This is a genomic window from Blautia luti (genome assembly GCF_033096465.1).
In the GTDB taxonomy this organism is placed as follows: domain Bacteria; phylum Bacillota; class Clostridia; order Lachnospirales; family Lachnospiraceae; genus Blautia_A; species Blautia_A luti.
Map to the genome: position 1 here is coordinate 1,024,750 of NZ_AP028156.1, position 14,081 is coordinate 1,038,830.

Consider the following 14,081-nt stretch of genomic DNA (forward strand, 5'->3'; position numbering starts at 1 on the left):
TATGAAAATTTCGATAGATATTGCAAAAATATTCGAAAATTCCTATAATCATAATTGATAGATAAAAAAATAACAATTCATTTTCAGGCAGATGAGCTGAAAGGAGTGGTGCCCTATGAAAACAATCACGATCAGCAGACAGTATGGAAGCGGTGGAAGACACATTGCAGCTTTGCTTTCAGAAAAAATGGGAGTCCCCTTTTATGACAGCAGGCTTTTACTGAAAGCAGCAGAGAGATACGGAATCAGCCAGGAGATCATTGATGAATTTAAAGGCAAGACCAGTCTTCTCTATGCAATCGGAGTAATGATGTCAGAAGAATCACAGGATAAAGAACATCTGGCGATTCCGGAGAAAATGTTTCATGCGCAGAAAGAAGCAATAAAACGTCTGGCACAGGAAGGCCCATGTGTTTTTGTTGGAAGATGTGCAGATCAGATTCTGAAAGATGATAACCAGCTGCTTCGGGTGTATATTTATGCATCTGATATGAAAGACCGTATTAAACGGATCAAGAAAAATAAGAATCTTTCTCAGAGAGAGGCGCTTGAGAGAATTGCATATAAAGACCGCCAGAGAAGAGGCTATTATAATTTTTATACAGGATGTGAATGGGGAAAAATGGAAAATTACGATATCTGCCTGAATACGTCAGTTATATCAGAGGAAGAGTGTGTAGAACTTCTGATGAAACTTGCGGAATAAAATAAATATGACCAAGAAGAGATGACATTGGACTGCCAGAGTAGCATGGCAGTCCTTTCTGTCTATATAAGAAAAGGTTTTACAAATTATGGGGGAAATTATGAAGAGAGGAAAGAACACATCCGTCAAATGGAAAATGGTAAGCATGATCCTGTTATACTGGGCGCTTCCGTTTGCGCTGATGCTGGCACTTGTGGGGCATATTATGGCAGACCGGCAGGAGAAGACAGGTCTGGAACGTATGGCAGCGCAGCTTGAAATGGATAATCAGAACAGCATCGAACGGATCGACAGTGCCATCAGTGATTCGCGCCAGGCTACATATGACAAAATATTGTACAGTTACTACGATGAATTCCGCAAAGGCAGCGTAAACTTTGATACCGTATACAACAAAGGTCAGTACTACATGGCAAAGCAGTACGGCAAACGAAAAGAAATTTCCAGCAGTGTATTCATGCTGCTGCGTGCGCCAAAAGTGTACAAGATGACAAGCTATAACACACCAGCAGGAGACAGCTACAACCAGCTTAAAACATTCTGGGAAAAAGACTGCGACGATGTTCTGGAATTCGCAAAGGATCTGGACACATCCATCGGCACTTACCAGGCAGATGGCAGGCTTTATCTGGTGAGAAATCTTGTAGATTCTGCTACATACCGTCCATGGGGGGTGCTTGTACACAGAATGAATCTGAATTACTGCTTTGAATCACTTCTGCACTTTTATGATAACGCAAATGTAAAAATTGTGCTGGACGGAAAGAATATCGTTACCCAGGGAAATGCAGAAATCTGGAAAGATGCACCGGAAGCAGAGAAAAAAGGTTCTGCCGTATACACAGTAAAAGATAAGAAAGCATATATCTGCCATAAAGAGGGAACCAACTACGGACTGATGGCATCTACGGTTTCACTGGTAGTTATTCCGGTCATTATCGTATATATTTTCTTACAGAAATATATCATCAAGGGAATGACAGCCGGAGCTGTTAAAGGGTGATAAAAAACAGAAAGCTGAAAAATAAAATATAAGGTATTGCATAAAAAGGAGCATCCGCTGATTACAGGGGGTGTTCCCTTTTGTGTAATAATAAGAAATGGGAAAAACGGGGGATTTTTTATGTATAAAGTGGTTATTATTGATGATGAACCGATCATCGTGGAAGGACTGTCAAGACTTCTGCCATGGGAGCAGTATCACTGCAGAATCGCAGCAACTGTCCATGATCGCAGCGTTGAAAGTAGAATTTTCGGACATGGAGATTAGCATTCTGACAGGTTACCGTGAATTTGACTATTGCCAGAAAGCTATCCGTCTGGGGGTATCCAGATTTCTGCTGAAACCATCCAATATGACGGAGCTGGAAGAAGCATTAAAGGCGATGACCGGGTGCCTGAGAAAAAAAGAAATAACCGGAGAAGAAGCAGCACAGGAAAGTGCTTTGGTTGCCGGCAGTTTCGTTGTGAAGAATGCGCTTCAGTACATAGAAGAACATTACAATGAGAAGATCACGCTGACTCAGGTTGCGGAGAAAACGTATGTAAGTCAGTGGCATCTGAGCAAGCTTCTGAATAAAGAAGAAGGAAAAAATTTTTCAGAGATCCTTAACTGCATCCGTATCCGTCATGCGAAGGAACTTATGAAGGAACCGGCTTACAGACTGGCAGACATTGCAGAGCTGGTAGGTTTTACAGATGTGACACATTTTTCCAGAGTTTTAAAAAAAATGAAGGGATTTCTGCAAATGAATACAGAAATACAAAACTTTGAAAGTCTAAAATTTGTATGAAATCAGAGAGTGTCCGGTTGACAAGTTTTCCAGACTCTGTAATAATAGGAAACTGATATAAGAATAAAAAATAGTTACGGACTGCCGGGCTGCTGGCAGCTTTGGCAGTTCTGAAACATGTGAAATACAGGAATGTAAATAAATGAAACAGATATTCCAGATACAGGAGGGAATATATTATGAAAAAACGTTATTTGATACTTACAGGAATGCTTGTTATGGCTGTAGCAGCTGCGGGCTGCGGAAAGAAACAGGATACGCAGACAGAGACTGTACAGACAAGTCCGACACCTACACCTGAGGCAACGAAGGCACCCGAAGTAGTAAATATGCAGACATCCACAGAGGATGATATTACCAATATTATGGGAGAGAAAACAGACACCGCATCCAAGGTGGTCTTTGTAAACAGCACAGGAGATGACATTGCTGCAATCTATGTCCGTCCTCATGTTTCAGACGATACAGATGATTCCGATGATACCTGGGGAAGTGATCTGGTAAATGGTAAGTTTACACTGAAGGACAAGGACAAAGCACTGTATTATTATAATAAAGATCAGAAGGACAGTGACGGAAAAACAGTTACTTCGTATGACATCCGTGTTACTTATACAGATGAAGAGAAGAATGAATGCTTCTTCAGGGATATTCCGCTGCCTACAGTTTCACAGATCACATTATGTATGGATACATCAGGAGATGATTCCATTCCGTATGCGAAATATCTTCTGGGAAGTACGAAGAAAGAAGTATCAACTCTTAATGATGTGAAGAAGCGTCTGGGTCTGACGGATGACAGCAGTGATTCTTCTGATGACAGCAGCTCGGACAGTGAGACATATGGGACACCGACGCCGGTTCCGGACGACAGCAGTGATGATCAGAATGAAGAACAGGATGATCAGAACGGAGGCGACAACAATGAGGATCCGTCCCCGACAGAGGCACCTGAGGATCCGGATACGCCAAGTGATCCTTCAGATTCTGATGACATGATCTCTACAGCAGAACAGTATATCGGTCAGTCTCTGTCAGCACTGCAGAGTGCATGCGGCGATCCTGAAGGCAGCGATTACGAAGACGATCCTGAAACAGGAAAGATGGGACTGCATTATTACAGCAATTTCACAGTTTCTACAACAGTTGATGAAAATGGCAATGAAATTGTTTCCGGAATATGGTAGAATAGAGTTACAATAACAATAAAATAACTTTAGGAGAAAGCAATATGAAACGAGTATTATTAAAATTAAGCGGTGAAGCTCTCGCCGGAGCAAAAAAGACCGGATTTGACGAGGCAACAGTCATTGAAGTAGCGAAACAGATCCGTACGCTGTCTGAGGAAGGTCTGGAGATCGGTATCGTGATCGGTGGTGGTAACTTCTGGAGAGGACGTACCAGTGAGACCATCGACAGAAATAAAGCAGACCAGATCGGAATGCTTGCTACTGTTATGAACTGTATCTATGTATCTGATATCTGCAGATATCTGGGATTGAAGACTCAGATCCTGACACCGTTCGTATGCGGTGCTTTTACAGGATTGTATTCCAAGGATGCAGCTGAAGAATGCTTCGCACAGGGCAAGATCGTATTCTTCGCAGGCGGAACAGGCCATCCATACTTCTCTACAGATACAGCTACTGTACTTCGTGCAGTGGAGATCGAGGCAGAAGCAATCCTTCTGGCGAAAGCTGTAGACGGAATCTATGACAGTGACCCGAAGGTAAATCCGAATGCTGTAAGATATGACGAGATTTCCATCGAAGAAGTAGTTGCAAAGAAACTGGCTGCCATGGATCTGACAGCATCTATTATGTGCATGGAGCAGAAAATGCCGATGCTGGTATTTGCCCTGGATGAGAAGGACAGCATTGTAAATGCGGCACATGGTAAATTTACAGGCACGAAGGTAACTGTGTAAGCACAGATTATCTGGAAATGATATAAACGGTTATTGCCGGTATACCAACAAGCTGATTTGCTGAATGATCAGTCGGCCGGTACACTGGTAAATGTAAAATAAACGGGAGAGGGAGATTAACCTTATGGATGAAAGAATTCAGAAATATGAAGACAAAATGAAAAAGACACTGGCAAGCCTGGAGAGCGAGCTTGCTACAATCCGTGCAGGACGTGCGAATCCGCATATTCTTGACAAACTTACCGTAGACTATTACGGAGCACCGACACCTCTGCAGCAGGTTGCCAATATTACAGTTCCTGAAGCACGTATGATCCAGATCCAGCCATGGGAATCCAGCCTGATCAAGGGAATCGAGAAAGCAATCCTTGTTTCTGATCTCGGTCTGAATCCAAGCAATGACGGTAAAGTGATCCGTCTTGTTTTTCCGGAACTGACAGAAGAGCGTCGTAAAGAACTGGTAAAAGACGTTAAGAAAAAAGGCGAAGCCGCCAAAGTTGCAGTCCGCAATATCCGTCGTGATGCAAATGATGCATACAAGAAGCTTGCAAAACAGGACGTATCTGAGGATGAGATCAAAGAGCTTGAAGACAAGATCCAGAAGAGCACAGATAAATATATCAAAGAAGTTGATGCGGCAGTAGATGTAAAGAGCAAGGAAATCATGACCGTATAAGGAAACGTAGAAGAGAGCTCCATTATGCGGGCTCTCTTTTAAGCTTGTTTAACCGGACTGTGAAACAGCCATCCGGTTATGAGCAGGCAGTGAAGCGGCAGAAAGAACAAAAAGTGAGGAGAAACCATGAACGTACCGAATCATATTGCGATCATCCTGGATGGCAACGGACGCTGGGCGAAAGCCAAGGGAATGCCCAGAAGCTACGGTCATATGAAGGGCTGCGCCAATCTGGAGACAGTCTGTGACTATATGAAAGAACTTGGAGTGAAATATGTAACTGTGTATGCTTTTTCCACAGAGAACTGGAAACGTTCCAAAGAAGAAGTAGACGGTCTGATGAAACTGTTCCGCAGTTATCTGAAAAAATGTATCAAGCTTGCAGACAAAAATAAAATGCGTGTCCGTGTGATCGGGGAAATCTCTGCATTTGACCAGGATATTCAGGACAGCATTGTGAAACTGGAAGAGTATTCATACAAATACGATGAGATCTATTTTCAGATTGCCTTAAATTACGGAAGCAGGGATGAGATCCTCAGAGGAATCCGGAAGCTGACACAGGATGCTGTGGACGGTAAAGTGAAGCCTGAGGAAATCGATGAGCATACATTTGACAGTTATCTGGATACAGCAGGGATCCCGGATCCGGATCTGATGATCCGTACAAGCGGAGAACTGCGTCTATCCAATTTCCTGTTATGGCAGATGGCATATACAGAATTTTATTTCACAGAAGTGGCGTGGCCTGATTTCAATAAAGCAGAGCTGATCAAGGCCATCGAGAAATATAATCAGAGAGACCGGAGATACGGCGGGGTAAAGGAGGAATAAAAGATGTTTAAGACAAGACTCTTAAGCGGAATCCTGCTGGTGATCATCGCTCTGGCAACGATCATAAGCGGCGGATATGTTTTGTTTTTTACGCTTCTGGCGGTTTCACTGATCGGAATGCGTGAGCTGTATAAGGCTATGAAGGTGCAGGACGAGAAGGCAAATCTTCTGGTATATGCCGGATATGCAGGTGCAGCGATTTATTATGTGGCAGTTCTGCTTGACTTCGGGAGATATGGAACTCTGGCCATCATCTTCGGCCTGGTGCTGATCATGTTTGTCTATGTGTTTACTTATCCTGAATTTGAAGCGAAGCAGGTAATGCCGGCGATGTTCGGAATCGTTTATGTGGCAGTGATGCTGTCCTTTATTTGCCTGACAAGAGCACTTCCGGGAGGAAAATTCCATGTATGGCTGATCTTCTTATGTTCCTGGGGTTGCGATACCTGTGCATACTGCGTGGGAATGCTCATCGGCAAACATAAGATGGCTCCTGTACTCAGTCCGAAGAAATCTGTAGAGGGAGCCGTTGGCGGTGTAGCGGGCGCTGCACTTCTGGGTGTGATCTATGCAGCTGCAACCCAGGGACCGATTCTGAAATATGCAGTGATCTGCGCTGTGGGAGCACTGATCTCCATGGTAGGAGACCTAGCTGCTTCTGCCATCAAGAGAAATCAGGGGATCAAGGATTACGGGAAACTGATACCAGGACATGGAGGAATCCTGGACCGGTTTGACAGTGTGATCTTTACTGCACCGGTGATCTATTTCCTGTCTGTGATAATGATAGAGGTATAAAAGATGAAAAAAATTGCAATTTTGGGATCAACTGGATCCATCGGAACTCAGACACTGGATGTGGTTCGTGCCAATGAGGATCTGGAAGTAGTGGGACTTTCCGCAGGAAGCAATGTGGAGAAGCTGGAAGAGCAGATCAGGGAATTTCGCCCGAAACTGGTGGCAGTCTGGAAGGACGAAGCTGCCAGAGATCTGGCTGTAAGAGTGAAGGATCTGAATGTAAAGATCGTAAGCGGGATGGGAGGACTGATCGAGCTTGCCCGGATGAAAGAGTCTGATATTCTGGTAACTGCCATTGTGGGAATGATCGGTATCCGCCCGACCATGGAAGGAATCCTGGCAGGAAAGGACATTGCCCTCGCAAACAAAGAAACACTGGTAACAGCCGGACATCTTATTATGCCGCTGGCAAAAGAGTGCAGAGTAAACATCCTTCCTGTGGACAGTGAACACAGTGCCATTTTCCAGGCACTTCACGGAGAGAAAAGAGCGGAAGTCCATAAACTGCTTATCACGGCATCCGGCGGTCCTTTCAGAGGAAAGAAAACCAGAGATCTGGAGAAAGTTACCCTGGAGGATACGTTAAAGCATCCGAACTGGGTAATGGGCCAGAAGATCACTGTGGATTCTGCGACTCTGGTAAATAAAGGTCTGGAAGTTATGGAAGCCAGATGGCTCTTCGATGTGGATCTGGATCATATCCAGGTGGTTGTACAGCCTCAGAGCATCATTCATTCTATGGTGGAATTTAAGGACGGTGCAGTGATGGCGCAGCTTGGAACTCCGGATATGCGCCTGCCGATCCAGTATGCACTGTGTTATCCTGAACGTAGATATCTGGCGGGAGACAGACTGGATTTCCATATGTTAAAGCAGATCACTTTCGAGGAACCGGACAGAGAAACATTTAAGGGACTGCCTATGGCAATCGAAGCATCTGCCAGAGGCGGCAGTATGCCGACGGTCTTTAATGCTGCCAATGAGCTGGCTGTACGGAAATTCCTGCAGCGCAAGATTGGATTTCTGGATATTTATGAGATTATCGGGCAGTCTATGAGCAGACATACAGTAACAGAGAATCCGGATCTGGATCAGATCCTGGAGATTGAGAAAGAAACTTATCAATGGATCGAAAGCAGGTGGTAGATTGAAGATCATTATTGCAATTATCATATTCAGTGCAATTATCCTGTTTCATGAACTGGGTCATTTTCTTCTGGCAAAGAAAAACAAGATCGTAGTTACAGAATTTTCCCTGGGAATGGGACCAAGGCTCCTGAGTACAGAGAGAAACGGAACCAGATATTCCCTGAAACTTCTGCCTATCGGCGGTTCCTGTGCAATGCTGGGGGAAGATACGGACGAAGAAGACGAACCGGGGACTTTTAACAGTGCTCCGGTAGGGGGCAGGATCGCAGTGGTGGCTGCAGGACCTGTATTTAATTTCATCATGGCGTTTGTGCTGTCCGTGATCATTGTAGGCATGGTGGGATATGAACCATCTACGGTACTTTCTGTGAAGGAAGGATCAGCAGCGGAAGCGGCAGGCCTGAAAGAGGGAGATGTGATCACCAGTTATCAGGGATATCATGTTGATCTGGGAAAAGACATCTATGTGTATTCCTACATGAATGAACTGAAAGAAGGAGATACTGTCAGGCTTACCGTGAAACGTGACGGAGAGAAGAAGGAGATCTCTTATCAGTCAGATACAAATGTCAGATACCTTCTGGGATGTAATTTCAAAGGAGACGACACTACGGCCATGACAGTGGAATCCGTGATGGAGGGCATGCCTCTGGATGATGCTGGTGTGAAGGAAGGAGATGTGATCACTTCCATCAATGGTGTGAAGATCGGGAATGCCCAGGATTATCAGGATTACATCAAGGAGAACCCTCTGACCGGAGATCCGGTAGAACTGACATACACCAGGGACGGCCTGGAATATCATGCATCCATCACTCCGAAGGAGTACAGGACTGCAGATTCCGGATTTACCTATAATATATACTGCCAGAAGGCCAAAGGACTGGACGTGATCCGCTATGGCGCAGTGGAAGTGAAGTATATGATCCGCACTACGGTTCTCAGCCTGAAAGAACTGTGTACAGGAAAGCTTGGAGTAAAGGATCTGAGCGGTCCGGTAGGTGTGGTGGATGCAATTGGCACCACTTATGAGCAGAGCAAAAGTGAAGGCACAGTCATGCTGTGGATGAACATGCTGAATATGGCAGTTCTGCTGTCTGCGAATCTGGGTGTAATGAACCTTCTGCCATTTCCAGCACTGGATGGAGGAAGACTGGTGTTCCTTGTTGTGGAAGCGGTAAGACGTAAACCGATCAACCGCCAGATTGAAGGTATGGTTCATTTTGCGGGACTGATGCTTTTGATGGTGCTGATGGTAGTGGTCATGTATAATGATATCGTAAGGATTTTTTAAATAAGCATAGTATTATATAGAAAAACACGGTACATTTTGCGAAGAAAGCAAAATGTACCGTGTTTTTTGAATTTTCGTCACAGGGAACCACTGGAATTTTTTGAATTTTTTCTGTATAATGTGAATAAGCGAAATATGGAGGAACTTCATAAGATGAAAAAGAAAAATAATCATATGACAGGGAATTATATTACTGCTATTTTTGTGTTTATCTGTGCCGTAGCAGCCAGCCTGGGTGTTTTCCTTGTCGAAGTGCAGCGTTCTATTGACCAGAATTCCCAGGTGACCATGGCCAATAATGTTTCCAGACAGAGTGACCATATTCTGTCGATCCTGGATATTCATTATGGATTTTTGAATGGCATTGCAGATAAGATGGGAAAATCCGAAGATCTTTTGTCCGATGAGAATATGGACATGCTGGTTTCCATATGTGATAATACGGATTTTGAGCGTACAGCTCTCATCGAGGCTGACGGAACTTCCCATTATGACAACGGTGCGGTGAAAAATGTTGCCGAAAGGCTTTATTTCAAAGAAGCTATAAGAGGAAAGGAAACACTCAGTGATCCGTTGGAGAGCAGTGTGGATCAGGAAACCAGAGTGATTTTGAGTGTTCCGGTCTACCAGAATGGAAAGGTGGTAGCAGTACTAGGTGGTTCTTACAATGTAACTGCATTAAGCCGTATGCTGTTTGATGATATTTTTGACGGTGCAGGTTACAGTCTGATCGTTACAATGGAAGGGGAGATTATCGCCTATGACGGGGAACCGGCTTATCATAAGATTACCTATGGAGATAATTTCTTTGAATTCTATGACAGCAAAACACTTCTGGGAGTAAATGAACTCCAGGACGTGAAAGCGGATTTCGCAGTGGGAAGAGACGGGCTGATCAAAATGAGAAACGGTACAGATACAAGTTCTGACCAGTATCTGTCATATACCAGGCTGGGAATGAATGACTGGATGATCTGCTATGTGATCCCTGTTTCTGCTGCACAGAAGTCCTTTGATTTTATCAAAAGGGACGAAAGCGTATTTATGGGAGTTTTCTGTGTGCTGGTACTGGTTCTGATATTCTATATTATCTACAGGAACCGGAAACAGAACGAGGCATTGCTTAAAAGCGCACAGACAGACGGCCTGACCGGAATTTATAATAAACGGAGTACAGAAGAGAGGATCAATGAGATCCGGGATGAAAATCCAGCAGAAAAGGGGACTTTTGTGATCCTGGATGTGGACAAGTTTAAAGAAGTTAATGACAGATATGGACATATGGCAGGAGATAAGGTGCTGAGTGAATTTGGCAGGATCCTGAAAGCACATTTCAGGGAAGAAGATGTGGTAGGAAGGATTGGCGGAGATGAATTCGTAGTTTACATACGCAGGACAGAGAACAGAGAGATTGCTGATATCCGTATACGGGAACTGATTTCGAAAGTACGGCAGTTCCATTTCCCTGAACTGAAAGGTGGAAATGTGACTATCAGCGTAGGTGTCTGCTTCGCGCCGGAACATGGAACCTGTTATATGGATCTGTACAAAAATGCAGATATTGCTCTGTATGAGACGAAACAGGCAGGAAGAGATGGATACCGCATGTATCAGAAAGAATAATAAGAATGGAATCCTGCAAGCAGGATTCTTTTTTGTATTTGACAGAAATGAAAAAAGGTAACAACCGGGAAGAACGGCGCATATGCTGATGTGAAAGAAGTATTTCGGAGAGCTTGTATGGCTTTTTATAAAGAGATGAGGATGCAGCAGGAAAATGTGGATACAGGCCGTTATCAGGTGACTGTTTTAAACAGGGCGGATAACCGGCCGGTGGAAAATGCCAGAGTCCGGATCTCCTACACAGGGGCGCCGGACAGTGTTCTGGAAGAGGTGGTTACGGATTCTTCGGGAAGAACGCCGGTGATCGAACTGAAGACACCGCCCCTGGAATACAGTATGGAACCGGTGGAGGAGCAGCCTTATGCAGAATATACGGTGCAGATCCAGGCAGAAGGGTTTGAGCCAAAGGAAGTGGCAGGCAGTGAAGTACTTCCGGATGTATTGTCCAGGCAGCCTGCCACTCTGGAAGCAAGTGAACCGGGGGAGAGCTATGAGCGTGTGGTGATCCCACCGCATACATTGTTTTATGAATATCCGCCGAAGATCGAGGAAGCAGAGATCAAGCCTGTAAATGAAACTGGGGAGATCGTTCTGAGCAAGGTAGTGGTACCTGAGTATATCGTAGTACATGACGGCCCTGTCAGGGATTCTTCAGCAGAAAATTATTATGTCCCTTACAGGGATTATATCAAAAATGTGGCAAGCAGCGAAATCTATGCCACCTGGCCTGATGACACAATAAGGGCAAATGTTCTGGCAATCATGTCCTTTACCATGAATCGTGTATATACGGAATGGTACCGGAACAAAGGATATGATTTTACCATCACTTCCTCTACGGCCTATGACCATAAATGGATCTACGGCAGAAATATTTTTGACAGTATTGACCGGATCGTGGATGAATTGTTTGAAAATTATCTTTCCAGACCGGATGTGCGGCAGCCGATCCTGACTCAGTATTGTGACGGGAAACAGGTGCAGTGCAGAAGCCGTGGATGGATGACCCAGTGGGGAAGTAAGACGCTGGGAGATCAGGGATATTCGGCTATTGAGATCCTGAGGGCTTTCTACGGAAATGATATGTATATTAATGTTGCGGAAGCTGTGTCCGGGATTCCGGCTTCCTGGCCGGGATATGACTTAGATACAGGTGCTTCAGGGAGCAAAGTCCTGCAGATCCAGGAACAGCTTAATACCATAGCCGGGGCATATCCTGCAGTTCCTGTTGTGACCGCAGACGGAATCTATGGAGAACAGACGAAAAATTCAGTCCGGGTATTTCAGGGGATTTTCGGACTGGAACAGACCGGGATCGTGGATTATCCTACCTGGTATAAGATTCAGGAAATTTATGTGGCAGTGAGCCGGATCGCAGAATTAAATTAAAGTGTCCTATACAGATGCAGATACAGGGGAACTGACAGGAATTCATAGATGATCAGGATCTGGCCATGACGGGAATACCTTTCACGCAGACTGAGACCTGTATGATGTACCAGAAACAGACGGATAAGAATCTTATATCTGTAATGAATAAAAGCATCGGGTCTGTCAGTGAAGAGGAACAAAATGAAGTGATCCGCCATTATTCGGCTTCTTCGCTGAATATGCTGAAAGAAGCACCTATTGATGAGATTAAACTGGATATGCGTTTCTTAAGTAAGGATGATCCTTACGGAAGAGCGGAGGATATCCTTCATATGATCATTGCCATGGGAAACAGTATGCGTCTTTCTGTATTGGCAGAAGGGGTTGAGACAGAGAAACAGAAGGAAATGCTTCAGAATTTCTGTTGTAATAAAGCACAGGGATATTATTATGCCAAACCAATGAAGGCACAGGATTCTATGCTACAGAGTCCCCCTCTGACCGGAGGGCCTGTAGCAGACGGAATTCGAAATAAAAGCAAAAAAATAAGGCACCATGAATTCACATAGCTCCTCATTTTTCAATGCGGAAGATGGGACTTGAACCCACACGAGCGCAATGCTCACAAGATCCTTAGTCTTGCTCGTCTGCCAGTTCCGACACTTCCGCATATCGCATTTCACGGGATTCTTTATCTTCTCCCTCGCGACAAATGATACTATACCAAAAGTGAAACTTAATGTCAACACCTTTTCGTAAAAAAATAAAAAAAATTTATTTTTTTTTTGAAAAAAAGAGGAATTTGAAATTTTGTGTAGAATATAATTAATAAGAGGTATTTTGTGGTTAACATTTTTGTCAGCCTGTGGAGGTATCGCTTATGAACATCAGGGAAAGCATGGAACAGAGAGAACTGGAGCTATTAAGCCCCTATGCAGCACACAGCCTTCATTCCCGGGGACGGGAGAGGCAGGAAGAGGAATGCGATGTACGTACTGTATATCAGAGGGACAGAGACAGGATCCTTCACAGTAAGGCTTTTCGCAGGATGAAGGATAAGACACAGGTTTTCCTGGCACCCCAGGGGGACCATTACAGGACCCGGCTGACACATACTCTGGAAGTATCGCAGATCGCCAGGACGATTGCGAAGGCACTGCGGCTGAATGAGGACCTTGTGGAGGCGATCGCACTTGGCCATGACCTGGGACATACTCCTTTCGGACATGCCGGTGAGCGAGCACTCAATGAAGTGGATCCGGATGGTTTTGCCCACTATAAACAGAGCGTCCGGGTTGCACAGGTGCTGGAGAAGAACGGGGAAGGCCTGAATCTTACCTGGGAGGTAAGGGACGGGATACTGAATCACCGCACCAGCGGAAATCCTTCCACACTGGAGGGAAAGGTGGTGCGTCTTTCCGATAAGATCGCTTACATCCATCATGATATGGATGATGCCCAGAGAGCCGGGATCATTACAGAGGATGATATTCCCATTACTCTTCGGATGCTTCTGGGATATACTACCAGGGAACGATTAAATACCTTTGTCCATAATATCATAGAGAACAGCTATGAGCAGGACACCATAAAGATGTCAGATGAGATCTTCGAAGCCATGATGACCCTCCGGGCGATCATGTTCGAGCAGGTGTATGAGAATCCTGTCGCCAAGAAGGAAGAGGATAAGGCAGTGAAGATGCTGACAGAATTATACGAATATTATGTGGAACATCCGGAAAGCATGTCTGCGGAGTACAGGGAGATGATCCGAAGGGGAGAGAAGAAAACACGGACTGTGTGCGATTATCTCTCCGGCATGACAGATCAGTATTCCATGGAGAAATTCCGGGAGATATACATACCTAAAGCATGGGAAGTCTATTAGCAGATACCAGAAGAAGGAGGAC

General features: G+C 44.7%; 15 protein-coding genes and 1 tRNA gene. 15 read left to right on the top strand and 1 reads right to left on the bottom strand.

Going from position 1 to position 14,081, the window contains the following annotated elements:
• Positions 1 to 115: 115 nt before the first annotated feature.
• From R8695_RS04785 to R8695_RS04850, 14 genes are all read left to right on the top strand, one after another.
• Positions 116 to 706 (top strand): cytidylate kinase-like family protein, encoded by a 591-nt coding sequence (locus R8695_RS04785; protein ID WP_118508526.1) that lies wholly within the window; start codon positions 116 to 118, stop codon positions 704 to 706.
• Between the two features lie 100 nt (positions 707 to 806).
• Complete coding sequence (locus R8695_RS04790; RefSeq protein WP_243139455.1) at positions 807 to 1,709, top strand: hypothetical protein; 903 nt, start codon at positions 807 to 809, stop codon at positions 1,707 to 1,709.
• Positions 1,710 to 1,829: 120 nt separating this feature from the next.
• A complete protein-coding gene (locus R8695_RS04795) occupies positions 1,830 to 1,976 on the top strand; it encodes a response regulator (RefSeq protein ID WP_308418803.1) in 147 nt (48 codons plus the stop codon).
• Entirely contained in the window at positions 1,966 to 2,499 is a 534-nt protein-coding gene (locus R8695_RS04800) for a response regulator transcription factor (protein WP_317676230.1), read from the top strand. Before R8695_RS04795 ends, R8695_RS04800 begins: the two co-directional genes overlap by 11 nt.
• 179 nt (positions 2,500 to 2,678) lie before the next feature.
• On the top strand, positions 2,679 to 3,686 hold the full coding sequence (locus R8695_RS04805) for a hypothetical protein (protein ID WP_154779676.1): 1,008 nt from the start codon (positions 2,679 to 2,681) through the stop codon (positions 3,684 to 3,686).
• Between the two features lie 44 nt (positions 3,687 to 3,730).
• A complete protein-coding gene (pyrH, locus tag R8695_RS04810; protein ID WP_118508529.1) occupies positions 3,731 to 4,426 on the top strand; it encodes a UMP kinase in 696 nt (231 codons plus the stop codon).
• A 124-nt stretch (positions 4,427 to 4,550) separates the two neighbouring features.
• The gene (gene frr, locus R8695_RS04815; protein WP_118508530.1) at positions 4,551 to 5,102 is read left to right on the top strand and encodes a ribosome recycling factor; all 552 of its coding nucleotides are present in this window, start codon (positions 4,551 to 4,553) and stop codon (positions 5,100 to 5,102) included.
• 126 nt (positions 5,103 to 5,228) lie between these two features.
• The gene (locus R8695_RS04820; protein WP_154779677.1) at positions 5,229 to 5,936 is read left to right on the top strand and encodes an isoprenyl transferase; all 708 of its coding nucleotides are present in this window, start codon (positions 5,229 to 5,231) and stop codon (positions 5,934 to 5,936) included.
• Between the two features lie 3 nt (positions 5,937 to 5,939).
• Positions 5,940 to 6,734 carry a phosphatidate cytidylyltransferase gene (locus tag R8695_RS04825; RefSeq protein WP_154779678.1) on the top strand — a complete coding sequence of 265 codons (795 nt, stop codon included), beginning with the start codon at positions 5,940 to 5,942 and terminating at the stop codon, positions 6,732 to 6,734.
• 3 nt (positions 6,735 to 6,737) lie between these two features.
• The gene (dxr, locus tag R8695_RS04830) at positions 6,738 to 7,880 is read left to right on the top strand and encodes a 1-deoxy-D-xylulose-5-phosphate reductoisomerase (protein WP_154779679.1); all 1,143 of its coding nucleotides are present in this window, start codon (positions 6,738 to 6,740) and stop codon (positions 7,878 to 7,880) included.
• A gap of 1 nt (position 7,881) precedes the next feature.
• Entirely contained in the window at positions 7,882 to 9,177 is a 1,296-nt protein-coding gene (gene rseP, locus R8695_RS04835; RefSeq protein WP_154779680.1) for an RIP metalloprotease RseP, read from the top strand.
• A gap of 153 nt (positions 9,178 to 9,330) precedes the next feature.
• On the top strand, positions 9,331 to 10,800 hold the full coding sequence (locus R8695_RS04840; RefSeq protein WP_154779681.1) for a sensor domain-containing diguanylate cyclase: 1,470 nt from the start codon (positions 9,331 to 9,333) through the stop codon (positions 10,798 to 10,800).
• Between the two features lie 117 nt (positions 10,801 to 10,917).
• Positions 10,918 to 12,189 (top strand): peptidoglycan-binding protein, encoded by a 1,272-nt coding sequence (locus R8695_RS04845; protein WP_154779682.1) that lies wholly within the window; start codon positions 10,918 to 10,920, stop codon positions 12,187 to 12,189.
• A 101-nt stretch (positions 12,190 to 12,290) separates the two neighbouring features.
• Positions 12,291 to 12,740, top strand: coding sequence for an EAL domain-containing protein (locus R8695_RS04850; RefSeq protein ID WP_317676231.1), 450 nt, complete (start codon positions 12,291 to 12,293; stop codon positions 12,738 to 12,740).
• Positions 12,741 to 12,755: 15 nt separating this feature from the next.
• Here the strand turns inward: R8695_RS04850 and R8695_RS04855 are convergent.
• Positions 12,756 to 12,840: transfer RNA gene (locus R8695_RS04855), tRNA-Leu, on the bottom strand.
• A gap of 211 nt (positions 12,841 to 13,051) precedes the next feature.
• On the opposite strand from R8695_RS04855, the gene R8695_RS04860 reads away from it, so the two are divergent.
• A complete protein-coding gene (locus R8695_RS04860; RefSeq protein ID WP_118508538.1) occupies positions 13,052 to 14,059 on the top strand; it encodes a deoxyguanosinetriphosphate triphosphohydrolase in 1,008 nt (335 codons plus the stop codon).
• Positions 14,060 to 14,081: the final 22 nt, after the last annotated feature.